The 25,048-nt window shown below is 66.4% G+C and carries 25 protein-coding genes; 13 read left to right on the top strand and 12 right to left on the bottom strand.

Features of this window, described 5'->3' with window-relative positions; translation table 11 throughout:
- Window positions 1-18 precede the first annotated feature (18 nt).
- Both WMC41_RS03185 and WMC41_RS03180 read right to left on the bottom strand, forming a co-directional pair.
- On the bottom strand, window positions 19-237 hold the full coding sequence (locus WMC41_RS03185; protein ID WP_432347012.1) for a hypothetical protein: 219 nt from the start codon (window positions 235-237) through the stop codon (window positions 19-21).
- 158 nt (window positions 238-395) lie between these two features.
- Window positions 396-1,022: a DNA-3-methyladenine glycosylase I gene (locus tag WMC41_RS03180; protein ID WP_288080591.1), complete on the bottom strand. Its 627-nt coding sequence runs from the start codon at window positions 1,020-1,022 to the stop codon at window positions 396-398.
- A gap of 223 nt (window positions 1,023-1,245) precedes the next feature.
- Between WMC41_RS03180 and WMC41_RS03175 the strand changes: the two genes are divergently transcribed.
- From WMC41_RS03175 to WMC41_RS03165, 3 genes are all read left to right on the top strand, one after another.
- A complete protein-coding gene (locus tag WMC41_RS03175) occupies window positions 1,246-1,986 on the top strand; it encodes a L,D-transpeptidase (RefSeq protein ID WP_288080589.1) in 741 nt (246 codons plus the stop codon).
- A gap of 131 nt (window positions 1,987-2,117) precedes the next feature.
- A complete protein-coding gene (locus WMC41_RS03170; RefSeq protein ID WP_244767921.1) occupies window positions 2,118-2,825 on the top strand; it encodes a L,D-transpeptidase in 708 nt (235 codons plus the stop codon).
- A 279-nt stretch (window positions 2,826-3,104) separates the two neighbouring features.
- On the top strand, window positions 3,105-4,031 hold the full coding sequence (locus tag WMC41_RS03165) for an IS110 family transposase (RefSeq protein WP_432343682.1): 927 nt from the start codon (window positions 3,105-3,107) through the stop codon (window positions 4,029-4,031).
- A gap of 181 nt (window positions 4,032-4,212) precedes the next feature.
- On the opposite strand, the gene glcF is transcribed toward WMC41_RS03165, so the two are convergent.
- From glcF to WMC41_RS03150, 3 genes are all read right to left on the bottom strand, one after another.
- Complete coding sequence (gene glcF, locus WMC41_RS03160; RefSeq protein WP_432347011.1) at window positions 4,213-5,511, bottom strand: glycolate oxidase subunit GlcF; 1,299 nt, start codon at window positions 5,509-5,511, stop codon at window positions 4,213-4,215.
- Window positions 5,512-5,734: 223 nt separating this feature from the next.
- Window positions 5,735-6,934 (bottom strand): FAD-binding protein, encoded by a 1,200-nt coding sequence (locus WMC41_RS03155; protein ID WP_432347010.1) that lies wholly within the window; start codon window positions 6,932-6,934, stop codon window positions 5,735-5,737.
- On the bottom strand, window positions 6,931-8,367 hold the full coding sequence (locus tag WMC41_RS03150) for an FAD-linked oxidase C-terminal domain-containing protein (RefSeq protein WP_432347009.1): 1,437 nt from the start codon (window positions 8,365-8,367) through the stop codon (window positions 6,931-6,933). The genes WMC41_RS03155 and WMC41_RS03150 overlap by 4 nt, the downstream gene beginning before the upstream one ends.
- Window positions 8,368-8,471: 104 nt before the next feature.
- Between WMC41_RS03150 and WMC41_RS03145 the strand changes: the two genes are divergently transcribed.
- Both WMC41_RS03145 and WMC41_RS03140 read left to right on the top strand, forming a co-directional pair.
- A complete protein-coding gene (locus tag WMC41_RS03145; RefSeq protein ID WP_288080585.1) occupies window positions 8,472-9,368 on the top strand; it encodes a LysR family transcriptional regulator in 897 nt (298 codons plus the stop codon).
- 143 nt (window positions 9,369-9,511) lie between these two features.
- On the top strand, window positions 9,512-10,024 hold the full coding sequence (locus WMC41_RS03140) for a hypothetical protein (RefSeq protein ID WP_432347008.1): 513 nt from the start codon (window positions 9,512-9,514) through the stop codon (window positions 10,022-10,024).
- Between the two features lie 38 nt (window positions 10,025-10,062).
- Here the strand turns inward: WMC41_RS03140 and WMC41_RS03135 are convergent, their stop codons facing one another.
- Window positions 10,063-11,340 (bottom strand): DUF3422 family protein, encoded by a 1,278-nt coding sequence (locus WMC41_RS03135; protein ID WP_244767927.1) that lies wholly within the window; start codon window positions 11,338-11,340, stop codon window positions 10,063-10,065.
- A gap of 142 nt (window positions 11,341-11,482) precedes the next feature.
- On the opposite strand from WMC41_RS03135, the gene WMC41_RS03130 reads away from it, so the two are divergent.
- The 6 genes from WMC41_RS03130 (at window position 11,483) to WMC41_RS03105 (ending at window position 17,817) form a co-directional block, all read left to right on the top strand.
- The gene (locus tag WMC41_RS03130) at window positions 11,483-12,277 is read left to right on the top strand and encodes a FadR/GntR family transcriptional regulator (protein ID WP_432347007.1); all 795 of its coding nucleotides are present in this window, start codon (window positions 11,483-11,485) and stop codon (window positions 12,275-12,277) included.
- An 80-nt stretch (window positions 12,278-12,357) separates the two neighbouring features.
- A complete protein-coding gene (locus tag WMC41_RS03125) occupies window positions 12,358-12,861 on the top strand; it encodes an NUDIX hydrolase (protein WP_432347006.1) in 504 nt (167 codons plus the stop codon).
- A gap of 244 nt (window positions 12,862-13,105) precedes the next feature.
- On the top strand, window positions 13,106-14,602 hold the full coding sequence (locus WMC41_RS03120; RefSeq protein ID WP_244767930.1) for an inorganic phosphate transporter: 1,497 nt from the start codon (window positions 13,106-13,108) through the stop codon (window positions 14,600-14,602).
- Window positions 14,603-14,612: 10 nt separating this feature from the next.
- Window positions 14,613-15,350 carry a 16S rRNA (uracil(1498)-N(3))-methyltransferase gene (locus tag WMC41_RS03115; RefSeq protein ID WP_432347005.1) on the top strand — a complete coding sequence of 246 codons (738 nt, stop codon included), beginning with the start codon at window positions 14,613-14,615 and terminating at the stop codon, window positions 15,348-15,350.
- 164 nt (window positions 15,351-15,514) lie between these two features.
- Window positions 15,515-16,888 carry a glutamate--cysteine ligase gene (locus WMC41_RS03110; RefSeq protein ID WP_288080575.1) on the top strand — a complete coding sequence of 458 codons (1,374 nt, stop codon included), beginning with the start codon at window positions 15,515-15,517 and terminating at the stop codon, window positions 16,886-16,888.
- An 83-nt stretch (window positions 16,889-16,971) separates the two neighbouring features.
- On the top strand, window positions 16,972-17,817 hold the full coding sequence (locus tag WMC41_RS03105; RefSeq protein ID WP_432347004.1) for a DUF937 domain-containing protein: 846 nt from the start codon (window positions 16,972-16,974) through the stop codon (window positions 17,815-17,817).
- A 153-nt stretch (window positions 17,818-17,970) separates the two neighbouring features.
- On the opposite strand, the gene WMC41_RS03100 is transcribed toward WMC41_RS03105, so the two are convergent.
- Window positions 17,971-18,267, bottom strand: a complete 297-nt coding sequence (locus tag WMC41_RS03100) for a DUF1127 domain-containing protein (RefSeq protein ID WP_432347003.1) — start codon at window positions 18,265-18,267, stop codon at window positions 17,971-17,973.
- 274 nt (window positions 18,268-18,541) lie between these two features.
- On the opposite strand from WMC41_RS03100, the gene WMC41_RS03095 reads away from it, so the two are divergent.
- Together WMC41_RS03095 and WMC41_RS03090 are read left to right on the top strand one after the other, a co-directional pair.
- Window positions 18,542-19,495 carry a LysR substrate-binding domain-containing protein gene (locus WMC41_RS03095; RefSeq protein WP_244767935.1) on the top strand — a complete coding sequence of 318 codons (954 nt, stop codon included), beginning with the start codon at window positions 18,542-18,544 and terminating at the stop codon, window positions 19,493-19,495.
- Window positions 19,492-20,064: a GNAT family N-acetyltransferase gene (locus tag WMC41_RS03090; protein WP_432347002.1), complete on the top strand. Its 573-nt coding sequence runs from the start codon at window positions 19,492-19,494 to the stop codon at window positions 20,062-20,064. The genes WMC41_RS03095 and WMC41_RS03090 overlap by 4 nt, the downstream gene beginning before the upstream one ends.
- A gap of 21 nt (window positions 20,065-20,085) precedes the next feature.
- Here WMC41_RS03090 and WMC41_RS03085 read toward each other — a convergent pair whose 3' ends face one another.
- From WMC41_RS03085 to WMC41_RS03065, 5 genes are all read right to left on the bottom strand, one after another.
- Window positions 20,086-20,961, bottom strand: a complete 876-nt coding sequence (locus tag WMC41_RS03085; RefSeq protein ID WP_432347001.1) for a dienelactone hydrolase family protein — start codon at window positions 20,959-20,961, stop codon at window positions 20,086-20,088.
- A gap of 83 nt (window positions 20,962-21,044) precedes the next feature.
- Window positions 21,045-21,464, bottom strand: a complete 420-nt coding sequence (locus tag WMC41_RS03080) for an MAPEG family protein (protein WP_244767938.1) — start codon at window positions 21,462-21,464, stop codon at window positions 21,045-21,047.
- A 98-nt stretch (window positions 21,465-21,562) separates the two neighbouring features.
- Window positions 21,563-21,922: a hypothetical protein gene (locus tag WMC41_RS03075; protein ID WP_432347000.1), complete on the bottom strand. Its 360-nt coding sequence runs from the start codon at window positions 21,920-21,922 to the stop codon at window positions 21,563-21,565.
- A gap of 147 nt (window positions 21,923-22,069) precedes the next feature.
- On the bottom strand, window positions 22,070-23,566 hold the full coding sequence (gene guaB, locus WMC41_RS03070; protein ID WP_432346999.1) for an IMP dehydrogenase: 1,497 nt from the start codon (window positions 23,564-23,566) through the stop codon (window positions 22,070-22,072).
- A 359-nt stretch (window positions 23,567-23,925) separates the two neighbouring features.
- Window positions 23,926-24,921: an MBL fold metallo-hydrolase gene (locus WMC41_RS03065; RefSeq protein ID WP_432346998.1), complete on the bottom strand. Its 996-nt coding sequence runs from the start codon at window positions 24,919-24,921 to the stop codon at window positions 23,926-23,928.
- Window positions 24,922-25,048 lie beyond the last annotated feature (127 nt).

The following is a 25,048-nucleotide window of genomic DNA, read 5'->3' as shown; positions in this document are numbered from 1 at the left end:
ATCCCCATTCATCTGCGCTTATTCGGCCGCCGGATTGCGGTGGACCGCCGACGCCTCAACCAGCGAGGCCGCGATGGCGCGGGCCATCAGCAGCGTCGTTTCGCGAATTTCGGTGTTGTTGCCGCTTCTTGCCGACCGGATCAGGCGAAAGCCCTCCCGGAGCATGATCTCCTGCGCCTTGTCACAGGCCCAGCCTTCAAGTCGAGAATCGTCCATTGCAGGTGTGCTCGCCGCCATTTGTCCCCCATGCCAAATCATTCAGCACAAAGCGGCGCTTCACGACCACGCACGCGTACGCCGACCCCAGAACTTACGATGTATGATTTTGCCGCTCAACCTTAAGCTACATGATTCGTTGTAGAATCAAAGCTGTATTTGTGGCGGCAAGACGCGAATTATGGCCGTTCGAGCCGATTTCTCTTCTCTTCGACTTCGGCGCGGCAAAAGCATCCTTCCACATGGTCGTTGACGAGGCCCATGGCCTGCATGAAGGCATAGACGGTGGTGGGGCCGACGAAGGTCCAGCCGCGCTTCTTCAGGTCCTTGGAAAGCCGGACGGAGGTGGGCGTCGTCGGGTTGGCGACGATCGTCTCCCAGTCGACCCGCGCCGGCCGCTCGTCCGGGCCCGGCTCGAAGCTCCAGAAGTAGCGGGCGAGCGTGCCGAACTCGTCGCGCAGCGCCTGCGCCCGGCGGGCGTTGTTGATCGTCGAGACGATCTTGCCGCGATGGCGCACGATGCCGGGATCGGCAAGGCAGCGGGCGATGTCGTCGTCGCCGAAGCCGGCGACCTTGTCGAAATCGAAGCCGGCGAAGGCGGCGCGGAAGCCCTCGCGCTTGCGCAGGATGGTGAGCCAGGACAGGCCCGACTGGAAGCCTTCGAGGCAGATCTTCTCGAAGAGGCGGTGGTCGCTGACGACGGGATGGCCCCATTCCGCATCATGGTAGCGGCGGTAGTCGTCGAGATTGCCGTGCCAGGCGCACCGCACCCGTCCGTCGTCGCCTTCCAGAAGTCCCTTTGCCATGACCGCGCCCTCCGTTTCCTTTTTGTTCCGCTTTACCACTCATCAACCACATTTGGAAAGCCGGCAATAACCCTACTCAAAGCTTTATCGGCATCGTCGATATCGAATGAACGTCCGTTTACCATTCGCTTCATCGCAGGGTGCAAGCATTCCCGTCGAACCCGCGCCGAATTTTCAGAGTTTCGCGGCGCATCCCGGCGACGATCAGTAGCGAGTACGTCCGATGTTGATACGAATCCTCCTGGCAACGACCCTTCTGTGCACGACCACCGCGGCACATGCGAGCGAGCGCTACATGAGCCGCCCGCCGGTCATCGTCAGCCCCGACCTTACCGCGCCCTGGCTGATGCAGCTTACCGGCGAGGGCGTGCAGCCTGCCGTCAACACCCGCCGCATCATCCAGCGCCAGAAGGTGCAGCAGCGCCGCGTCCTGCGCCGCGAGGGCGCGGCCCGCGTGCAGCAGGTCTCGGCGACCGGCACGGCGCGCAATCCGGTCAAGTCGAAGTTCGACCCGATGTACCTGCCGCAGCTCGTCGACTATGAAAGCGGGCACAAGCCCGGCACCATCGTCATCGATACCAACAACCGCTTCCTCTACCTCGTCCTGAAGGACGGCAAGGCGCGGCGCTACGGCGTCGGCGTCGGCAAGCCGGGCTTCGAATGGGCCGGTGCCCACACGATCACCCGCAAGGCCGAGTGGCCGAGCTGGACGCCGCCGAAGGAGATGATCGCCCGCGAGGCCGCCAAGGGCCATTACCTGCCGGCCTTCATGGAAGGCGGGCCGGAAAACCCGCTCGGCTCGCGCGCCATGTATCTCGGCTCGACGCTCTATCGCATCCACGGCACCAACGCGCCCTGGACGATCGGCTATGCGGTTTCCTCCGGCTGCATCCGCATGCGCAACGAAGATGTCGTCGACCTCTACGAGCGCGTGAAGGTGGGCACGAAGGTCATCGTGATCTGATTTTGTGGTATTGGCGCCACAAGGCCCCGAAGAAATCCGCCTTCACAATCGTCTTACTGTCCGCAAGCCGGCTTGAAATCGGTCGAGAGTCGGCTAGCCTCGCAGAATTGAGGATTGAGAGGGACTATACCATGCGGAAATACGCATCGATCTTGCTGGCCGCGACCGTCGCGGCCACGGCGATCATGCCGGTCTCGTCGGCGAATGCCTTCCCCGCGGCCCGCACGGGCGACCGGGTCGAGACGGCCTCCGACGTGACGCTCGTCGCCCAGCCGAGCAAGAAGCAGGTCGCGGCGAAGTACAAGCGCACCAAGGTGCGCTTCGTCACCGACCAGGCGCCGGGCACCGTCATCGTCGATACGAACAACAAGTATCTCTACTATGTCGAGGGCAACAACAAGGCGACGCGCTACGGCATCGGCGTCGGCCGCGACGGCTTCGGCTGGTCGGGCGTGGTGAAGGTCGGCCGCAAGGCCGAATGGCCGAGCTGGACGCCGCCGGCCGAGATGCGCCGCCGCGAGGCCAAGAAGGGCCGCATCCTGCCCGTCACCCAGGCCGGCGGCGAGGACAACCCGCTCGGCGCGCGCGCGCTCTACCTCTTCAAGGGCGGCCGCGACACGATCTTCCGCATCCACGGCACGAACCAGCCCTGGACGATCGGCCAGAACATGTCGTCGGGCTGCATCCGCATGATGAACAAGGACGTGGAGCATCTCTATGCCCGCGCCGACATCGGCACCAAGGTCATCGTCGTCGGCCCCGGCAACCGCCAGGGCAGCGTGAGCTACAACGACAAGGGCGTCGACTTCTTCGGCAACCTCTTCGGCTTCGGCGGCTGATCCACCGCCCGCCGCAGATCGCCCGGACGCCGGCCTTGCGCCGGCGTCATTTGGCGGGAGACCTTGCTCTGACCTCTCTTCCGTCATCCTCGGGCTCGACCCGAGGACCCTGTGTGTTTGGTCTGATGTAAGATGGTTGCGGGAAGGAGGCCGAGAGGATCCAGGCCGCCGTTTGTGACGGCAGGCCGCGGCATGGCTTGGCCCCTTCCCGCTTCGCCCATCAACCTGAACAGTTGCACGGGGCTGTCGCCACAGACCCCGCACACAGGAGCAGGCGCCATGACGATACACCATACCTTCATCGGCTGCGACATCGGCAAGGACATGATCGACATCTTCGATCCGAAAACGGCCAGGTTCTGCCGCATCCCCAACGAGCAGACCGCGCTGTCCGCTTTTGCCCGTGGTCTCGACCCGGCCACCGACCTGGTCGTCTTCGAGGCGACAGGTCATTGCGACCGGCTGCTGCGCCTGTGTCTTTCGCAGGCCGGCATCGCCTTTGCCCGCGTCAACCCGAAGACGGCCCGGCGCTTTGCCGAAGCGCGGGGACGGCTGGCCAAGACCGACCGCATCGATGCCCGCTCGCTTTGCGAGATGGGAACCATGTTCGGCCTGACGGCCGAGGCGCCGCCTTGCCCGGTGCGCGAACGGCTGGCGGCCCTTGCCCGCCGCCGGGATCAGCTCGTCGATGCCCGTGCAACCGAGCGCCGGCATCTTTGCGATGCCTTCGATCCCGCCGTCCGCGCCGACATCGAGGCCATGATCGCCATCCTCGGCGAGAGGATCGCCTCGATCCAGGCTGCGATCGACGAGCAGATGAAGAATGGACATCTCGCTCAGCAGGCGCACCGCCTTACCTCCGCGCCCGGCGTGGGCAAGGTGACAGCCTTGACCCTGCTGGCCCATATGCCCGAACTCGGCAGCCTTTCGCCCAAAACAGCCGCAAGCCTTGCCGGCCTTGCTCCCTTCAATGACGATTCCGGCAGGAGATCCGGCCGCCGCCGCATCAAGGGCGGCAGGCCACGCGTGCGAAAGGCCCTCTACATGGCGGCCCTCGGCGCCATCAAGGCCTCAGCGCGCCTGCGCGCCTTCCATCAGGCCGTCTCAGCCAGAACAGGTTCCGCAAAGGCCGGCATCATCGCCGTCGCGCGAAAGCTCATCACGATCCTCAACGCAATGCAGCGCGACAAAACCAACTTCGCTTGAACACAGTTGCCATTTTTTTCAACGGCTTATGGATCCTCGGGTCAAGCCCGAGGATGACGATAAACCGGAAATGCTCTAGATTCTTGTTTTTTCTGGATTATCCGACACCGAAGCGAAGTCGCTTCGGTTGGAAATGCTCTGGCAATCCGGGGGCGAAGCGGCTGTTCCGCGCGTGACAGCCTCAGGAAAGCACGGCCGGCTTGGTTCCGCCATAGGCCCAGTCGATGAGCTCCACCGTGTGCAGGATCGGGATCGTCGTGCCCGTCGCGATCTGGGTGATGCAGCCGATATTGCCGGTGGCGATGATGTCCGGCTTGGTGGCCTCGATGTTCCTGACCTTGCGCGCCTTCAGCTTGCCGGAAATCTCCGGCTGGAGGATGTTGTAGGTGCCGGCCGAACCGCAGCACAGGTGCCCTTCCGCCGGATCGCGCACCGCAAAGCCCGCCTTCTTCAGCAGCACCTTCGGCGCCATGGTGATCTTCTGGCCGTGCTGCATGGAGCAGGCGGAGTGATAGGCGACCGTCAGCCCTTTCGTCTCCTGCTGCGGCAGGTCGAGGGTCGCAAGATATTCCGTGATGTCCTTCGCAAGCACCGAGACCCGCGCGGCCTTCTCCGCATAGGCCGGGTCGAGGCGCAGCATGAAGCCGTAGTCCTTGATCGTCGTGCCGCAGCCCGATGCCGTGATGATGATCGCGTCGAGCCCGTCCTTCTCGATCTCGCCGAGCCAGACGTCGACATTGCGCCGTGCCGCCTCCAGCGCCTGCGCCTCGCGGCCCATATGGTGGACGAGCGAGCCGCAGCAGACCTCGCCCGCCGGCGCCACGACCTCGACGCCGAGGCGGGTGAGGAGGCGGATCGTCGCCGCGTTGATCTCCGGCTTCAGTACCGGCTGGGCGCAGCCGGAGAGGATCGCGACCCGCCCGCGGCGCGGACCGGCGGCCGGATGCGTGCCCGGCCCCGCCTCGCCCGCGGCCTTCGGCAGGGAGCGGGGCGCAAGGTCCAGCATGGCGCCGAAGGGTTCGAGCGGCTTGAAGCGCTTGAGGAGGCCGGCAAAGGGCCGGCCGAGCGCGGCCGCCTTCAGCGCCAGGCGGAAGCGGCCCGGATAGGGCAGCACGGCGGCGAGGATGTTGCGCGTCAGCCGGTTCCAGAACGGACGCCTGTAGGTCGCCTCGATATGCATGCGGGCATGGTCGACGAGATGCATGTAGTCGACGCCGGAGGGACAGGTCGTCGTGCAGGAGAGGCAGGAGAGGCAGCGGTCGATATGGGTCACCACCTCCGCATCCGCCGGCCGGCCGTTTTCCAGCATGTCCTTGATGAGGTAGATGCGGCCGCGCGGGCTGTCGAGCTCGTTGCCCAGTGTCACATAGGTGGGACAGGTGGCGGTGCAGAAGCCGCAATGCACGCATTTGCGGAGAATCTTCTCCGATGTCGCGACATGCGGATCGGCAAGCTGCTCAGGAGTGAAGTTGGTCTGCATCAGCGGGCGCCTTCTTCGTTGGCGCGGGCGGGTTCGGCACCCCCCTCTGCCCTGCCGGGCATCTCCCCCTCAGGGGGGGAGATCGGCAAGAGGTAAGGCCATCGTTTCCAATGCAACGTCAAAGAGGGGCGAAACGCCGCCTCATCCAATCTCCCCCCTTGAGGGGGAGATGCCCGGCAGGGCAGAGGGGGGTAAGCGACAGATTCCATCATAACGATCATCCTCACCCCACAATCCGCGACACGAACAACCCCGCCGGATCGAAACTCGCCTTCACCCTTGCGGAAAGCGCCGCCACCGCCTCGGCCTGCGGCTCGAAGACGGCGGTTGCCGCCAGCACCTCCGGCCGCGCCCGCAGCAGCGTTGCATGCCCGCCGCCGACGGCCTTGACGTAGCGGCGCAAGAGGGCGGCCTCGGGATCGGCCTCCATGCGCAACCAGACGAGGCCGCCCTGCCAGTCGTAGAAGGCATCGACGCCCGCTTCGAGGCGGAGCGCGGCGACGAGCTGGTGGCCGGCGGTGGGCGCGACGGAGACGCGCCAGAGCGGACGCGGCGTGCCGTCGGCATAGGGTGCGACGTCGCGGATCTCGCGCCAGAGGCGCGCCGTCGTCTCCGCATCGAGATGCGTCACGGCGCCGAAGCGGGCCATGCTGGCAGCGAGCTTCTCGCTGCGCACGGCGACGGAGGCCGAGAGCCCTTCGAGGCGCAGCACGGTGGCCGCCCCGTCCGGCAGCGCGCCGCCGGCAAACCGGCCACGTACGCTTTCCGGCAGGTGGGCGGCACCGGAGACCTCGACGGACATCGCCATAGCCGTCGCCATGGCAGCGGCAGCCTCCGCGTCGGCGAGACCGGAGACGACGATGGTGGTCGCCGTTTCCGGCACCGGCAGCAGGCGGAAGGTGACCTCCGTCATGAGCGCCAGCGCACCGTGCGAGCCGGCGAGCAGCTTGACGAGGTCGAGGCCGGTGACGTTCTTCATCACCCGCCCGCCGGCCTTCACCACCTCGCCCCTGCCGTTGACGAAGCGCACGCCGAGCAGGCTGTCGCGCGCGGCGCCGGCGACGAAGCGGCGCGGGCCGGAGGCATTGGTGGCGAAGACGCCGCCGATGGTGGGAATGCCGGAAGAGCCGAGCGCGCCGCGCAGGTCGCAGGGTTCGAAGGCGAGCATCTGGCGCTTTTCGGCAAGCGCCGCCTCCACGACCTCCAGCGGCGTGCCGGTGCGGGCGGTCATGGTCATCTCGGCCGGGTTATAGGCGACGATGCCGGCAAGGCCGCGCGTCGAGAGCGTCTCGGCCCCGTCCGGCGCGGCGGCAAGGCTGCGCGTGCCGCCGCCGCGGATGGCAAGCGGCGTGCGCGACAGCGCGGCGACCTGGACGAGGCGCGCGGCGGCCTCTTCGGAAAGCGGTTCGTGGATGGGGGTCATGCGGCGGGACGCCCTTCGAGCGGGAAGACCTTGGACGGGTTGAGCAGCCATTGCGGATCGAACGCCGCGCGCACCGCCATCTGCTGGGCGAGGTCGACATCGGCATATTGGTGGCGCATCAGGTCGCGCTTCTCGATGCCGACGCCGTGTTCGCCGGTGAGGCACCCGCCGGCATCGACGCAGAGCTTCAGGATGTCGTTGCCCGCCGCTTCCGCGCGCGCGGCATCCTCCGGGTCGTTGGCGTTGAAGAGGATCAGCGGATGCATGTTGCCGTCGCCGGCATGGAAGACGTTGGCGACGCGCAGGCCGTATTTCTCGACGATCTCCGCCGTGCCGCGCAGCACATGCGGCAACTGGCCGAGCGGCACCGTGCCATCCATGCAGATATAGTCGGCGATGCGGCCGGTGGCGCCGAAGGCGGACTTGCGGCCCTTCCAGATCAGCGCCGCCTCCGTCGCCGACTGGCTTTCCTTGACGACCTTGACGCCGTGGCGCCGGGCGATGTCGATGATGCTGGCGAGCATCGCGTCCATCTCGGCCTCGGAACCCTCGACCTCGACGATCAGCAGCGCCTCGACATCCATCGGATAGCCGGCGCCGGCAAAGGCCTCGCAGATCTCGATCGCCGGCTTGTCCATGAACTCGATGGCGACGGGGATGATGCCCGAGCCGATGACGTCGGCGACGCAGGCGCCCGCTTCCTCCGAACTGTCGAAGCCGAAGAGCACCGGGCGCGCGCCCTCGGGCCTGGCGATGAGCCGCACCGTCGCCTCGGTGACGATGCCGAGCTGGCCCTCGCCGCCGCAGACGACGCCGAGGAGATCGAGCCCGCCGGCATCAAGCGCCTTGCCGCCGAGCTCGACGATCGTGCCGTCGATGAGCACGAGCTTGACGCCGAGCAGGTTGTTCGTGGTCACGCCGTATTTCAGGCAGTGCGCGCCGCCGGAATTCATGCCGATATTGCCGCCGATGGTGCAGGCGAGCTGCGAGCTCGGATCGGGCGCGTAGAAATAGCCGTCGGCGGAGACGGCATCGGAAATCGAGAGGTTCGTGACGCCGGCCTGCACCGTGGCGGTGCGGTTGGCGTAGTCCACTTCGAGAATCTGCGCCATCTTGGAAAGGCCGACGACCACCGCGTCCTCCTGCGGGATCGCCCCGCCGGCAAGCGAGGTGCCCGCCCCGCGCGGCACGACCGGCACGCCGTAGCGATGACAGTATTTGAGGACCGCCGCCACCTGCTGGGTCGTTTCCGGCAGGGCGACGGCGAGCGGCAGGCGGCGATAGGACACGAAGGCATCCGTCTCGAAGGGCACGAGCTCGCGCGGCTCGTGCACGAGACAGCCTTCCGGCAGGAGATCGACGAGGTCGGCGACGATCTCGCGGCGGCGCGACAGCACCGCCGGACGCGGCTCCAGGAACCCGATCTGATCCATGTCTTGGCCTCCCGCCCTAAGTGGTCTGTTTTCTTTACCACTTCCTATTGCAGGGTGCAAATGCTAAGCATTTTGTCCGTTTCGGCAAGAATGGACGCGATGGAATGACAAATCTCGGCGACCTCGAAATCTTTTCCCGCGTCATCGCCATGGGCAGCATGTCGGCGGCCGGCCGGGCGCTCGGCCTGTCGCCCGCGGTCGTCTCCAAGCGGGTGAAGCGGCTGGAGGAACGCCTCGGCACCCGCCTCTTCCAGCGCACGACGCGGCAGATCTCGCTGACCGAGGCCGGCCAGGGCTTCTATGACCGCATCGTCGGCATCCTTTCCGGCATCGAGGAGGCGGAAGCCTTCGTCTCGGGACGTTCCGGCGCCGTGCGCGGCACGCTGCGGATCTCCGCGCCCACCTCCTTCGGCCGCATGCATATCGCCCCCAATCTCAAGGGCTTCATGGACGCCTATCCCGAGCTCGTCGTCAACCTGATGCTGACCGACGACTTCTCCGACATCGTCGGCGGCGGGTTCGACCTTGCGATCCGCATCGGCGAACTTTCCGATTCCTCGCTGGTCGCCCGAAGGCTCGCCTCGGTGCGGCGCGTGCTGTGCGCCTCGCCGGACTATATCGCACGCCACGGCATGCCGGCCTCGCTCGACGCGCTGCCCGCCCATGTCTGCCTGCCGCCGCACACCCAGGACGTCTGGCGGCTGGAAGGGCCGGAGGGCAATGTCACCTATCGCCCGCAGGGACAGCTCTACACCAATTCCAGCGAGGTGGTGCGGGAGGCGGTGTTCTCCGGCATGGGCATCGCGCTGCGCTCGACCTGGGATGTCGGGCCGGCGCTGAAGAGCGGCGCGCTCGTGCAGGTGCTGCCGCAATATGAGGGCTCGCGCAACGTGGTGCTCTCGGCGGTCTATCCGAGCCGGCAGTTCCTGCCCGTCAAGGTGCGGCTGTTCATCGACTATCTCGCCGACCTCTACGGCCCCCTGCCCTATTGGGAGCGCTGAGCACCGTCGGCCGCACATGCGCCGATTGGCGCGGGCGGACCCTTGCGCTGGATTCTTGCTTTTACCGCGTTATCCAACGCCGAAGCGACTTCGCTTCGGCTGGAAATGCTCTAAGCTGCAGGCCCATGGCGGAGAGGACGGCGATGATCGGCAGGATGACAATGATGGCGGCGCTGGTCGGGCTGGCGCTTCCGGCAGCGGCCGGCGCAAGGCCGCTCGACCACCTGCTCCAGGGTTTCGACGATGCCTGCGACTACAGCGACGCGCTGGCCGGCCTCCTGCAATCGAGCTACGCCTTCGCCCGCAAGGAAGGCGCGATCGCCATTCCGCCCGGCTACGAGGCCGTCTTCGGTCCGCCCTCCGTCCGACCGCAGGACGAGTATCTGCACATCGTCCTGCCCGTGACGGGCGGCACCTGGCGCGGCGTGCCGGTCAAGGAGATCGAGGTCTACATCACGGCGCTTGCCAGCGGCTTCAGCTACCAGGCGATTATCTTTCCGCCCGACGCGCTGGAGGCTGCCGAGGCAACGTTCAAAGAACGGGGCCTTGCCGCACAGGAAAAGCTCGCGAAACACGACGAAACCGGCTTCGGCTGGGACACCGGCTTTGCCGTCACCGACGGCGTGCCGCGCTACCAGTGCGACCTGTCGACCTGAGCGGCGGCAGGCCGCTGCACACTTTTGCTGGCATTGCTCTAATGCTTGTCCTCTTCCGCATGGCGCTGGCGGATGGCGCGCACGAGCAGCCACATGCCGGCGATGACGAAGGGCACGGCGATGCCGGTCAGCGTTTCCGGCTTGACCGGCAGGCCGAGCCCGTGCGCCGCCTTGGCGACATAGCCGAAGAGACCGACCACGTAATAGGAGATCGCGGCGACCGACAGGCCTTCGACGGTCTGCTGCAGGCGCAGCTGCAGCTTGGCGCGGCGGTCCATGGAGTTGAGCAGGCTCGTGTTGAGCTGCTCCAGCTCCACGTCGATCCAGCTTCTCAAAAGCGCTGTGGCGCGGGCAAGCTTTCGCGACAGGTTCGCCTGCCGCTCCTCCACCGACTGACAGGTGCGCATGGCGGGCGCCAGGCGCCGTTCCAGGAAGAAGCCGAGGGTCTCGTAGCCGGACACCGCCGTCTCGGCGAGCGTGCGGATGCGCTCCTGCACGATGCCGTAATAGGCGCGGCTGGCGCCGAAGCGATAGAGGCTGAGCGCCGCATTGGCCTCCAGCTCGGCGGCAAGCCGGGTGATCTCCGTCAGCAGCGTATCGGCCTTCTCGCGGGCATGCTGCTTCATGGCATTGGTGATGCCGGTCAGCCCGTCCTCGATGCGGCGGATGTCCGGCGAGAGCGACTGGGCGAGCGGCAGGCCCATCATGGCGAGCGTGCGGTAGGTCTCGATGTCCAGAAGGCGCTGGACGAGCGCGCCGCGCCCGGCCTCGGTCATGCCGCGGTCGATGACGAGGATCTGCGTCAGCCCGTCGCCATTCTGGCGGAAGTCGGTGAGGATCGCGCCCTGGCCGTTCTTGATCTCGCTGTAACAGAGGCTCGTCGGGTCGAAGGTGGAGATCGCCGCGCGGGTTTCCGGCGTGTCCGGCCGGATTTCCAGCCGCACGCCCGAGATCAGCGTGCCGGGCGGCGAAAAACTGTCGCCGAACGGATGGACCGGAACCTCGCCGCCGAACTTTTCCGGTGCCGGCGCGTCCCAGAAATAGGTGGAGAACTCGGTATGCCGCTCCCAGCGCAACGTGCCCTGCCCCCAGCTCAGCGCATGGTGGCTGGAATCGCGCCCCGGCGGGGAGATGCCGCGCGAGCGCGACAGTTCCCCCATCACGGCGTGATCGACCGCCGAGCCGCCTTCGGTCAGGAAGGCGAGCTGGAAGATGACGCGCGGCGACGGCACCAGCGCGTATGGTCTTGCGTGAATTTCCCCCAGCGCCTGCGCACGCGCGGTCGCCTGCGGAAAGGCGAAGCTGCCTTTTGCCATGTCTGCACTGTCCCCTCATGTGCAACAGCATAGTCTTAACAAATGTCAGGCCCCTGGAGATAGGGCGCATTGACGCAGGCCTGCTCCTCCCCACTGGACAAGATTGTTGACCAGTTTCGGCCCGCATTGCTAGTGTTCACCGGTGACCGACACCGCCTTCGACCTTTTCGCCCGCATCAGCCACAGCCGCACTGCCGACGAGGTCGTGCGGCAGATCGAACTGCTGCTGCTCGAAGGGGTGCTGCGCGACGGCGACCGGCTGCCGGGCGAACGCGAGCTTTCCAGGCGGCTCGACGTCTCCCGCCCCATCCTGCGCGAGGCGCTGAAGGAGCTGGAGACCCGCGGCCTGCTGATCAGCCAGCACGGCGGCGGCACCTATGTCGCCGACATCATCGGCCAGGTGTTCTCCCGCCCCGTCGTCGACCTCATCGCCCGCCACCAGCGCGCGACGGAGGACTATGTCGAGTACCGCCGCGAGCTGGAGGGCATCACCGCCGAGCTTGCCGCCCGCCGCGCCACCGAATACGACCGGCAGATGCTGACGCGCATCATGGAGGCGATGCGGGAGGCCCATGCGGGAGGCTCCTTCGATGCGGAGCTGGAGGCCGACGTGGAGCTGCACAACGCGATCGGCGAGGCAGCGCACAACATCGTGCTGCTGCATACGCTGCGCGCCTGCTACCGGCTGCTCGCCCAGGGGATCTTTTTCCACCGCCACCTCGTTTTCTCCTCCGAGGACGCGCGCGGCCACCTGCTCGCCCAGCACGAGGCGATCTATGCGGCGATCATGGCCGGCGACGGGCTTGCGGCGCGAAAGGCCGCCCAGGCGCACATGGATTACATCGCCACCGCCATCCGCGAGGCCGAGCGCAGCGGCGAATGGCAGCGGATTTCGCAATTGCGCATGCAAAAGCGCGGGCTTCCCCCGCAAGCCTGACTTGCGCCGCAAATCTCGCGCAAGCAAGATGGTCTATACAGACTCAACCGGCCCGTCCGACAAGAGGAACGAAAAAGACCTTGAACATTCTCAACCGCATCGTCAGCGACGTCCATCTCATGTTCCGCCGGCCGGCCCGAGAACAATACGGCGCGCTGTGCTACCGGGTGAGGAAGAAAAAGCCGGCGATCGAAATCCTCCTCATCACCAGCCGCGACACCGGCCGCTGGGTCATTCCCAAGGGCTGGCCGATGGACGGCAAGAGCGCCGCGGCGGCGGCCGCGCGCGAGGCCTGGGAAGAGGCCGGCGTCAGGGGAAACATCCGCGCGGCGCCGATCGGCAGCTACAACTATCTGAAGGGCCTGCCGCACGGGCTGAAGGTCGATTGCCGGGTGCGCGTCTTCCCGCTCTCCGTCGACGACCTCAGCGAGAATTTTCCGGAGAAGGACGAGCGGCGCGCCGAATGGGTGACCTGCCAGGAGGCCGCCCGCCGCGTGCAGGAGCCCGGCCTCAAGGACCTCATCCTCGCCTTCGAGCGCACGATGCTCGCCGAAATCGGCCCGAACGGCACCCCCGACGCCTGATAACGCCCCCGATCGGCCCTTGTCATATTGCCGCCGGTGCCCTGAGACGATAGTGCCTGTCGGCTGAGAGCCCCTGATGCGACCTCCGGACGGAAGGCTGCCGCGGGAATTTCGTCCGCTCGCGAGAAACCGGCCCCGGCCGATGCCCAGGCATCGGCGATGTCCGGTGACGAAGGGACGGCGGAAAGCACCGGCAGACAGACCCCGGCGGTCGTGCCAGGGGCTCCAAAACGGAGCAGCAGGAATGGCCAATTCACAGGTTCAGCTACGCAAGCCGACGCTGGACAAGGACCTGGAAAAACTCACCTTCACCGAACAGGCGACGCATTTCGTGCTGCGCTCGTGGACGGGCGTCGGCATCGCCCTCGTCTTCCTCCTGATCGCCATGGCCGTCGCCAACAGCTTCGCCACCGGCACACCGGGCGTGCTGGTCGCCATCACCGCGGCGCTCGCCGCCTACATGGCCATGAATATCGGCGCCAACGATGTGACCAACAATGTCGGCGCGGCCGTCGGCGCGCGCGCCATGAGCCTTGGCGTCGCCCTCGTCATCGCCGCGGTCTTCGAGATCGCCGGGGCGCTGCTGGCCGGCCAGGGCGTGGCGGCGACGGTCGCCTCGGGCATCGTCGACCGGTCGATCTTCCCCAGCCCCGAGACCTATGCCTGGGCGATGATGGCGGCCCTCGTCTCCGCCGCGCTCTGGATCAACATCGCCACGCTCGCCAATGCGCCGATCTCCACCACCCACGCCATCGTCGGCGGGGTGATCGGCGCGGGCGCGGCGGCGAGCGGCTTCCACAGCGTGCAATGGGACGCGATCGCCGTCATCGTCGTGAGCTGGACCGTCTCGCCGATCCTCGGCGGCGTGATCGCCGCGGCGTTCCTCTTCTTCATCAAGGAATTCATCATCTACCGCGAGGACAAGATCGGCGCGGCGAAGACCTGGGTGCCGGTGCTGGTCGCGGTCATGGCCGGCGCCTTCGCGGCCTTCATCGCCAATGGCGGCACCAACGGCGCCTTCGATCTCTCCCTCCGCGCGGCACTCCTCATCGGCCTTGGCGTCGGCCTCGCCACCTATGTCGCCACCCGGCCGATCGTCCGCCGCCATGCGGAAGGGCTCGACAACCGCAACCAGTCGCTGCGCACGCTGTTCCGCATCCCGCTGATCTGTTCGGCGGCGCTGCTGTCCTTCGCCCACGGCGCCAATGACGTGTCGAACGCCGTCGGCCCGCTCTACGGCGTGGTCTCGGCCCTGCATGCCGACGCGGGAAGCGGGGCGGCAATTCCGCTCTGGGTCATGGTCATCGGCGCCTTCGGCATCTCGCTCGGCCTCCTGCTGTTCGGCCCGCGCCTCATCCGCATCGTCGGCAGCGAGATCACCAAGCTCAATCCGATGCGCGCCTTCTGCGTGGCGCTGTCCTCCGCCGTCGCCGTGCTGACGGCCTCGGCCTTCGCCATTCCCGTCTCCTCGACCCATATCGCCGTCGGCGCGGTCTTCGGCGTCGGCCTGTTCCGCGAATGGTACACGCGCAACTCCCGGCGCCGCATCGACTATATCCGCAGCCGCGGCAGCCGCATCGCCCCGGAGGAGGAGCCCGTAAACCTCGACGAGACGCGCCGTCGCTACCTCGTGCGGCGCTCCCACTTCATGACGATCGTTTCGGCCTGGATCGTGACGCTGCCCATCTCGGCGGTCCTCTCGGCCATCGTCTTCCTCGCCCTCAACGCGCTTTTCACCTGAGAGACCGACCATGCGTGCCAATTACCGGATGCAGCGCCTGTTCGTCGGCGATGCCCTTGCCGCGGGCGTGGCCTTCGAGGCGTCGAAGGACCACTTCCACTACCTCGCCAACGTGCTGCGCATGGCGGAGAGCGATGCCGTGCTGCTCTTCAACGGCCGCGACGGCGAGTGGCACGCCACGCTCTCCTTCCCGACCCGCAAGCGCCTCGTCCTGACCCCCGTCGAGCAGACCCGGCCGCAGCCGGCGCCGTCAGACCTCCACTATCTCTTCGCACCGCTCAAGGTCGGCCGGCTCGACTATATCGTTCAGAAGGCTGTGGAAATGGGCGCCGGCGTGCTGCAGCCGATCCTCACCCAGCATGTGCAGGGCAAGATCACCAGCCTCGAGCGGCTGCAGGCGAACGCCGTGGAGGCGGCGGAGCAGTGCGGCATCCTGGCGATCCCGCAGGTCACGGCACCGAGGAAACTTGAGGATCTGCTGGCCGAGTGGCCGCGCGAGCGGCGCATCATCTTCTGCGACGAAGGCCATGGCAGCCAGAACCCGCTGCCGGCGCTCAAGGCGATCGAGGAGCGCAAGCTTGCCCTGCTCGTCGGCCCGGAGGGCGGCTTTTCCGACGAGGAGCGCACGCTGCTGCGCAATCTCGCCTTCGTGACGCCGATCCCGCTCGGCCCGCGCATCCTGCGCGCGGACACCGCGGCGGTGGCGGCGATGGCCGTCATCCAGGCGGCGATCGGCGACTGGCGCTGAGCGGATTTGCGTGAAAGCAAGAAAGCGCTTTGATAAAAATGTCGAATGGGTTTTTTTGAATCTGCCTTGAAAGGAATTTGCTTGCACCGCATCTAATTCCGGTCCAAGCACCCTCCCAAGGCCCGGCGTTCCGCAGGGCGCCATCCGTTCAGAAGAAGACGCCCATGGCCCGTGACACCACCGACCAGACGCCGATCCGCACCGTCGCGGACATGGCGGATTACCTCGCCGCCGGCAACAAGCCGAAGGAGAAGTTCCGCATCGGCACCGAGCACGAGAAATTCGTCTTCTTTACGGCCGACAACAGCCCCGTGCCCTATTTCGGCGAGGCGAGCATCTCGGCGCTGCTGAACGGCATGCAGGCCAAGACCGGCTGGGACCCGATCATGGATGCCGGCAACATCATCGGCCTTGCCGAACCCTCCGGCATGGGCGCCATCTCGCTGGAGCCCGGCGGCCAGTTCGAGCTTTCCGGCGCGCCGCTGGAAAACCTGCACCAGACCTGCAAGGAATCCAACCAGCACCTCGCCACGCTGCGCGAGATCGCCGAGCCGCTCGGCATCCGCTTCCTCGGCATGGGCGGCAGCCCGAAATGGACCTTTGCCGAAACGCCGCGCATGCCGAAAAGCCGCTACGAGATCATGACCCGTTACATGCCGAAGGTCGGCACCAAGGGTCTCGACATGATGTACCGCACCTGCACGATCCAGGTGAACCTCGACTTCTCCTCCGAAACCGACATGCGCCGCAAGATGCAGGTCTCGCTGAAGCTGCAATCCATGGCGACCGCCCTCTTCGCCTCCTCGCCCTTCACCGAGGGCAAGCCGAACGGCCTGCTCTCCTGGCGCGGCGACATCTGGCGCGACACGGACAACAACCGCTCCGGGCTCATCCCCTTCGCCTTCAAGCCGGATTTCGGCTTCGTCGACTATGTCGAATGGGCGCTCGACGTGCCGATGTATTTCGTCGTGCGCGACGGCAAGTACCACGACTGCACGCACATCACCTTCCGCCAGTTCATGGCCGGCGCGCTGAAGGGCGAGCTCGCCGACTGGGAGCCGAACCTCGGCGACTGGACGAACCACCTTTCCACGTTGTTTCCCGACGTGCGGCTGAAGCGCTTCCTCGAAATGCGCGGTGCCGATGGCGGCCCGTGGCGGCGCATCTGTGCGTTGCCCGCCTTCTGGGTGGGCCTGCTCTATGACGACGGCGCGCTGGATGCCGCCGAGCGGCTTGTGCGCGACTGGACGGTCGAGGAGGTGACGGCGCTGCGCAACGCCGTGCCCGCGGAAGGCCTCAAGGCCGATTTCCGCGACAAGCCGCTGCTCGACATCGCCCGCGAAGTGGTCTCGATCTCCCGCCAGGGCCTTGCCGCCCGCGCCAGGATCAATGGCGAGGGCGTCGACGAGACAATCTTCCTTGCCCCGCTCGACGAGGTCCTGGCGAAGAAGGCGACGCTCGCCGAAGACATGCTGGCGCTCTACAACGGCCGCTGGAACGGCTCCGTCGAGCCGGTCTTCACCGACTACCAGTACTGAGGCGCGGCACCAAAAAGCGGTTTGCGCGGCCAAGATTCCCGTTATAGTGCAGGCACATGCCTGCCAACGGGAAAGGGTCCGTTATGCTTTCGCTCTACGACATGATGATGCAGGCGCAGAACGGCAATGCCGTCGAGACCATGGCGCGGCAATTCGGGCTGGCGCAGGAACAGGCGGCCAAGGCCATCGCCGCGCTGATGCCGGCCTTTTCCGAGGGCTTCAAGCGCAACGCCGCCAATCCCTATGATCTTGCCGCCTTCATGACCGCGCTGACATCCGGCGACCACGTCAAGTATTTCGAGGACATCAGCAAGGCCTTCACGCCGCAGGGCCTTGCCGAGGGCAACGGCATTCTCGGCCACCTCTTCGGCAACAAGGACGTTTCCCGCGCCATCGCCGCACAGGCGGCGCAGATGACCGGCATCGGCCAGGACATCTACAAGCAGATGCTGCCCGTCATGGCGAGCACGCTGATGGGCGGCCTCTTCAAGCAATCCTTCGCTCCCTTCTTCCCCGGTGCGGAAGCCGGAAAGACGCCCGCCAACCCCTTTGCCGACATGATGCAGCAATGGGCCGAAGCGACGGGCATGGCCAGGAAACGGGAGCCGGCAAACCCCTTCAGCGGCAATCCCTTCATGCAGGCCGCCCAGGAGTTCTTCGGTACGAAGAAGGAGGCGCCGGCCAATCCGTTCACCGACAACCCCTTCGCCAAGGCCTTCCAGGACATGATGGCGGGCATGGCCGGCCAGCCCGCGGGCAGCGGCAAGACCGCCGAACAGGCCGATTCCCCGGCCGATTCGCTCAAGTCCTTCGTCAACACGATGTTCGATACCGGGCTGGAAATGCAGAAGGATTACCAGCGCAACGTGGAATCGATCTTCGAGACCATCCGCAGCGGCATGGAGCCGGATGGCGGCAAGAAGGCCTGAGAACGGGGCGTAGCGCGGCCGGATCCATCGACACACGAAAAAGCCCGGCGCGGACCTTGGGAGTCGCACGCCGGGCAAGCAGCAGGGCTATTGGCTCTCACCCTGCGGGGAAGTCAGGTGCCGACCCGGGAGATAGGTCGGCACCGTGAGAAATCAATCCAGACGGCCGCTGCGCAGGTGACGGCGGGCGCGTTCACGCGCCGCGATCGTCAAATGCAGGCCCGCATCGGCGAAGAAGGACGCGGTCCGGACATCCTGCACGTCGCTCCGGCACAGCCCCATGTCGAGAAGCTGATGATCGTCGAGCTCGCTCAGCCGGTTGACCACACGGCGATTCTGCCAGGCGCGGACGAACCTGTAGGCGGCGTTGCGGACGCGGGCGAAGAGGCTCGGAGCCGGACGGCGCGTTGCGAGGCTGTCGATTTCCAGTCTGCGGTCGATCATGCGCATGGCATTTCTCCTTTCCGGCCCGGCGATCCATCGTCCTTCCATGGGGTTTCGCACGGCACCCGTGATCGTTCGCCGCCCAGGGACAGGGCAGCGGTTCGAAGGTCATGTTTCAGGCAGAGCCATCGCCGGGAGGTCGAGGGAAGGCAACGGATCCCGCCGAACGATGACTGCCGGCAGGGGCAATCGTTCGACACTTGCTTTTTCGCAGAAAGCCATTGATCAGTCCAACGAATGTTTCTAATAGTATCAATCAAACAATCTTATGGATATCGTTATGTCCGCTCCGCTAGACATAGACCAGCTCCAGACCTTCGTCGCCATTGCTGATACGGGCAGCTTCACCCGCGCCGCAGAGCGGGTCTTCAAGACCCAGTCGGCCGTTTCCATGCAGATGCGGCGCCTCGAGGAGCGCATCGGCAAGCAGCTCTTCATGAAGGACGGCCGGGGCAACCGGCTGACCGCCGAGGGTGAACGCCTGCTCAACTATGCCCGCCGGATGCTGCGCCTCAACAACGAGGCCATCGCCGCCTTCGACGACAACCGCCTCGAGGGCCTGCTGCGCATCGGCACGCCGGACGACTACGCCGACCGCTACATGCCCGAAATCATCATGCGGTTTGCCAAGACCCACCCGAATGTCGAGCTTTTCATCGTCTGCGAGCCCTCGGTGGACCTTGCGGAGAAGATGGCCAAGGGCGAGCTCGACATCGCGCTCGTCACCCACAATCCGCGCCAGCGCCAGTCCGACGTCGTGCGGACGGAGCCGCTCTGCTGGGTCATGTCGGCCAACCATCCGCTGCCGGAAAACGCACCGGTGCCGCTCGCCGTCGGCCGGCGCGACTGTCAGTGGCGGCAGATCGCCTGCGCGGCGCTCGATTCCGTCGGGCGGGACTACCAGGTGCTGTTCACCAGCTGGTCGTCCACCGTCGTCGCCGCGGCCGTCATGGCGGGCATGGCGGTTTCGGTGCTGCCGGAATCGGCGCTGCGTCCCGGCATGAAGGTGCTGACGCAGGCGGACGGTTTTCCGCCGCTCGCCCCGGTGCAGATCGGCATCATGCGGCGCCCGGGCCTCTCGCCCTCGCTCTCCAACGCCATCACCAGCCATATCAGCGCCTGCCTCGACAACATCACGCCGCTGACGGCCGTCGACGACCTGCCGGAAGCCGAGGTCAAGGTCTTCCCGCGCCTGTCGCGGCTCCGGCCCGGCAATATCCTGCCCGGATGGTGACGCAGCTTCCCCTCGACGGCATTCCCGCTGGCAAGGCCGGGCCGTCGACGGTGACGATCCGGCCTGCCCGCGAGGACGAAGTCGAGACGCTGTGCCAGATCGAGCGCTCGGCCGCGCAGGCCTTCCGCCTGATCGAGGCCTTCTCGTGGCTCGCCGTCGGCGACGTGCAGAGCGCCGAGCGGCACCGCGAGCTGATCGGGGCGGGGACCAACTGGGTGGCGGTGGCCGGAGGCGACCGTCCGGTCGGCTTCCTCAGCGCGGAGATCGCCGGGCAGGACCTGCATATCTGGGAGATCTCGGTCGATCACCTGCACCAGGGCTTCGGCATCGGCCGCAAGCTGATCCGGCACGCGATCGACGCGGCAGCGGCGCGCGGCCTTGCCGCGGTGACGCTGACGACCTTCCGCACCATTCCCTGGAACTGCCCTTATTATGAGCGGCTCGGCTTCAGCACGCTGGACGAGGCCGCGCTTTCGCCGCGCCTCAGGGACGTGCTTGACCTGGAGGCCGAACACGGACTCCAGCGCGACACGCGCTGCGCCATGCGCCTCGACCTGCCGGAGGCATGAACCCGGCAGGCCCTCGGACGCTCAGGCGAGGTTCGCCTTCAGGAAATCCACCGTGCGCTGCCAGGCGAGATCGGCCGCGGCCTTGTCGTAGCGCGCGGCGGAGGTGTCGTTGTTGAAGGCGTGGTTGACGCCGTCGTACATGTGGATCTCGAAGGTCTTGCCGTTCTCCTCCAGCGCCTTGCGATAGGCCTCGATGCCGGCATTGATGCGCTCGTCGAGGCCGGCATAATGCAGCATCAGCGCCGCCTTGATGCCGGGCACGTCCTCCGCGGCGGCCTGCGCGCCGTAATAGGCGACGCCCGCCTTCAGCTCCGGCGACCTGGCGGCGAAGCGGTTGACGAGGCCGCCGCCCCAGCAGAAGCCGACGGCCCCGACCTTGCCGTTCGCGCCGTCGAGCTTTGCGAGGAACTGCAGGCTCGCCTCGGCATTGGCCGCCGTCTGCGCCGGATCGAGCTTGCCGATCATCTCGCGCGCCTGGTCCTCGTTGTCCGGCGTGCCGCCCGCGGGCGAGAGGAAATCGGGAGCGAGCGCGATGAAGCCTTCGAGCGCCATGCGGCGGGCGACGTCACGGGTGTGCGGATTGAGGCCGCGGTTCTCGTGGATGACGATGACGCTGCCGAGCGGGGCCGTCGCCTCCTTCGGGCGCACCAGATAGCCCTTCATCTCGCCAGAGCTGCCGCCATAGACGACATCCTTGGCGGCCAGGCGCTCGTCGTCTGAGGCGATGATCTCGGCGCTCGCCGAATTGGCCGCGAGCAGCGGAACGATGGCGGCGGCGGCCGCACCGGAGCCGGCAAGCGCGGTCAGGCGCTCCATGAAGCGGCGGCGGTCGAGCGTCAGGTGGGTGTATTCGTCATAGGCGTTGATCATCGCCTGCGTGATCTGCGGCTTGTCCATGGCGGATCCTCCGGCTGTGTTCTCCGCCGGATAAGATAGGCCCCGCACCGAAACCTGCCGAACACAACTGCGTTACCGGCCCGTCAGGTGAGCGCGAGCCAGACGCCCAGCCATATCCACAGAAGGCCGAGCACCGCCAGCCCCGCAATGAAGAGCGGCCGGCGATACCGCAGGCGGTTGCTGGTGACATGCACGTAGGCATGGACATAACGCAGCGCCACGAACAGCCAGCCGCCGGCGACGGTCACGGGATTGTCGGCATCGACGAGGTAGAGAAGGATGCTCACAGCATAGAACAGCACCGGCAGCTCGAACTGGTTGGCGATGGCGTTCCTGACGAGGAGGCTTTCGGCCGGCTCCTCGCGGTTCTCGCGGAATTGTTCCGGGCGTGCCCTGCCCTCCTTGACCGCGCGCATGCGGCGCGTGGAGAGCAGCAGGTAGAGGCAGAAGACGAGCGCGACATGCGCGATCATCGGCCAGAGCGTGGCTTCCGTGGGAGACATGATCGTCCTTCGACTTGTCGTTTCGAACCGGTTTAGGGGTTTCCGGCGGAAGCCTCAACCACAAAGGGACACCACGACAAGCCGAAGGAGGATGCGTGTTATTGCGGCGTCAGGGTTTCGGTGCCCGAACCGTCCTTGCCGCTGATCGTCCAGGCGCCTTCCAGCGAACCGTCGTCCTTCACCTGGTAGACGATGAGGCCGACCGCATCGCCCAGCACGTAGCCGGCGGCGAAAGCGTTGTCATAGAGCATGCAGATGCCGTTCGAGGTGGTCCCGCCGGTGTTCCATTCGATCGAGCAGGTCGTCTCGCTCGTCAGCACGATCGTCGCGGTGCCATTGTAGGGCGAACCGTCGAGGTTCGTGCCTTCGACAGTGTAGGTGCCGGCATTGACCGTCTGCGCATGCGCAGGCACGACCAGCCCCAGGCCCAGAAGGGCGCCAGCCAGTATCGTCTTCATGTTGTCCCCCAGCGAAAACCGGCGAGATTGCCGGTCGCCAATCCTAGCGCATACGTGGAAAAACAAAACAGGATTCGCGCGGGTCCGGAAGACGGGAATGCCCGGCAAGGCCGGGCATTCAAAGGCATATCAGCAATCGGCGAACAATCAGACGGCGCCCGGATAGTTCGGGCTTTCGCGGGTGATCGTCACGTCATGGGCATGGCTTTCGCGCAGGCCCGCGCCGGAGATGCGCACGAAGGTCGCCTTCTCCTGGTAGTCCTTGAGGTCCTTGCCGCCGACATAGCCCATGGAGGCCTTGAGGCCACCGGCGAGCTGGTGCAGCACGCCCGAGACCGGGCCCTTGTAGGGCACCTGGCCTTCGATGCCTTCCGGCACCAGCTTCAGCGTGTCGCGCACTTCCGCCTGGAAGTAGCGGTCGGCCGAGCCGCGCGCCATGGCACCGACGGAGCCCATGCCGCGATAGGCCTTGAAGGAGCGGCCCTGGTAAAGGAAGACCTCGCCCGGGCTTTCATCCGTGCCGGCGAGCAGCGAGCCGACCATGACGGCCGAAGCGCCGGCGGCGATCGCCTTGGCAAGGTCGCCGGAGAACTTGATGCCACCATCGGCGATGACCGGGATGTCGGCAGCCTGCGCCGACTCGACCGAGGCCATGATCGCCGCAAGCTGCGGCACGCCGACGCCGGCGACGATGCGCGTGGTGCAGATCGAGCCCGGGCCGATGCCGACCTTGACGGCGTCCGCGCCGGCGTCGATCAACGCCTTGGTGCCATCGGAGGTTGCGACGTTGCCGGCCATGATGCGCACGGAGTTCGACAGTTTCTTCACGCGGGCGACGGCGTCGAGGACGCGCTGCGAATGGCCATGCGCCGTGTCGACAACGATGAGGTCGACGCCGGCCTCGATGAGGCGTTCGGCGCGCTCGAAGCCGTCATCGCCGACGGAGATGGCGGCGGCGGCGCGGAGCCGGCCCTGCGCATCCTTCGAGGCATTCGGGTTGAGCTGCGACTTCTCAATGTCCTTCACCGTGATGAGGCCGACGCAGCGGCCGTCGCCGTCGACCACCAGCAGCTTCTCGATGCGGTGGCGGTGCAGGAGGCGCTTGGCTTCCTGCTGGTCGACGGTTTCCTTCACCGTGATGAGGTTCTCACGGGTCATCAGCTCGTAGATCTTCTGGGTCGGGTCGGAGGCGAAGCGCACGTCGCGGTTCGTCAGGATGCCGACGAGGCGGCCGGCCTTGCCGCTGCCGCCGTTCTCGACGACCGGGATGCCGGAAATGCCGTGCGCCTTCATCAGCGAGAGCGCCTCGGCGAGCGTCGCATCCGGGCCGATCGTCACCGGGTTGACGACCATGCCGCTCTCGAACTTCTTCACCTGGCGGACTTCCTCGGCCTGTTCGGCGGGCGTCAGGTTGCGGTGGATGACGCCGAGGCCGCCGGCCTGGGCCATGGCGATGGCAAGGCGGCTTTCCGTCACCGTGTCCATGGCGGAGGAGAGGATCGGCAGGTTGAGGTCGAAATCGTGCGCGATGCGGGTGGCGATGTTCGTCTGGCCCGGCATGACCTCGGAGTGGCCGGGTTGCAGGAGAACGTCGTCGAAGGTCAGGGCTTCGAGACCGGTTGCCGTTTCAATGATGCGCGCCATGGGCCAAGTTCCTTTGAGGGTAAAGCTTGCGCACCAAGGGGAACATTGGGAGTTGTCCGCCTCGGTCGCTTGCAAGAAATTCTTGGAAGTTGGCGAGGGCTGGTAACACGTTCATGACGGATTGGGAATAGCAAAAAGCCCGCTATCGTTTTCGCGCGCGGCTTGTCGACAGGGCATTGGCAGGGCTCGCCCCTCATCCCGCTGCCGCGACCTTCTCCCCGCAAGCGGGGGGAAGGGACCTGTGGCAAGGCGCTGCAACATCCTCCTTCGCCCCGCTTGCGGGGAGAAGGTGCCGGCAGGCGGATGAGGGGCCTCGCGCCGGCGCTGCACGGCCGGGCTGCCGCTGTGCGGCGGTCGCGTCAGATATCGAACTGATAGCTCATCGGCACGAAGCGATAGCCCTCGCCGGCCTTTTCAACGAAGCCCGCCGCCGGGAACGGCATGTGGTAACCGATGAAGGCGAGCCTGTCGGTGGCGATCATGTCGAAGACCTTCTTGCGCGTCGCGGCGGCCGCCGCCTTGTCCATGTCGAAGCGCACCTCCCAGTCGGGCCGCTGCAGCGAGAGCACGTAGTGGTTCGCGGTATCGGCCGTCAGCAGCAGCGCCTTGCCCTCCGATTCGACGCGGAAGATCATGTGCCCCGGCGAATGGCCGAAGGCGTTGAGCCCGCGGATGCCGGGCACGACCTCGCCCTCGTCCTCGATGAAGGTGAGCTTTTCGGCGAGCGGCTGCACCTTGGCGAGCACACCCTGGTGGCCCTGTTCGGCGGGCGTGCCCATGCGCTCGGGATTGACCCAGAAATCATATTCCGTGCGGCCGGTGACGTAGCGCGCATTGGGGAAGGCCGGCTTGCCGCCCTCCATCAAACCGCCGATATGATCGCCGTGCATATGGGTGATGACGACGACGGAGACCTGATCCGGCGTGTAGCCGGCATAATCGAGCCCTTCGAGAAGGCGCCCCATGCCCGCCTCGCGGCCTCCCTCCCCCATGCCGGTGTCGAAGAGCACGACCTCCGCGCCGGTATCGACGAGCGTCGGCGTGAAGCTGTTGACGAAGCTGTCGGCCGGAAGGAAATTTTCCGTCAGCAGCGCGCCGACCGCCTCGGCGGACTGGTCGGTGCCGAAGGTCTCGTTCGGCGCGCCGGAGGGGCGCATGCCGTCGCGCACCGTCAGCACGCGGAAGCTGCCGAGCTTGAAGCTGCGGGCCTCCAGCGGGCTCACGCGCATATCGGTGGCATCGCTTGCGGACTGGGCAAGAGCGGCGGCGCGGTTCAGCACCAGGGGCGCGGCCAGCGTGCCGATGCCGGCGGCGAGAAACAGGGATCTGCGCGAGATTGTCGAAGGGTCGCCCATGGCTCTATCCTCTCTGGTGAAAAGCTGCCGCGCCGGCACGACGGCCGGCGCCCGCATGAAGATGACACGCGTCCATCTAGGGCGCTGTCACAATCCGGGCACATGCCATCACGGGCTTGTGATGCCG

Origin of the sequence: Shinella yambaruensis (assembly GCF_050859155.1) — a bacterium.
Classification (GTDB): Bacteria; Pseudomonadota; Alphaproteobacteria; order Rhizobiales; family Rhizobiaceae; genus Shinella; species Shinella yambaruensis.
Note: the sequence above shows the minus strand (reverse complement) of the source record. Positions and strands in the feature narration are given on the sequence as shown.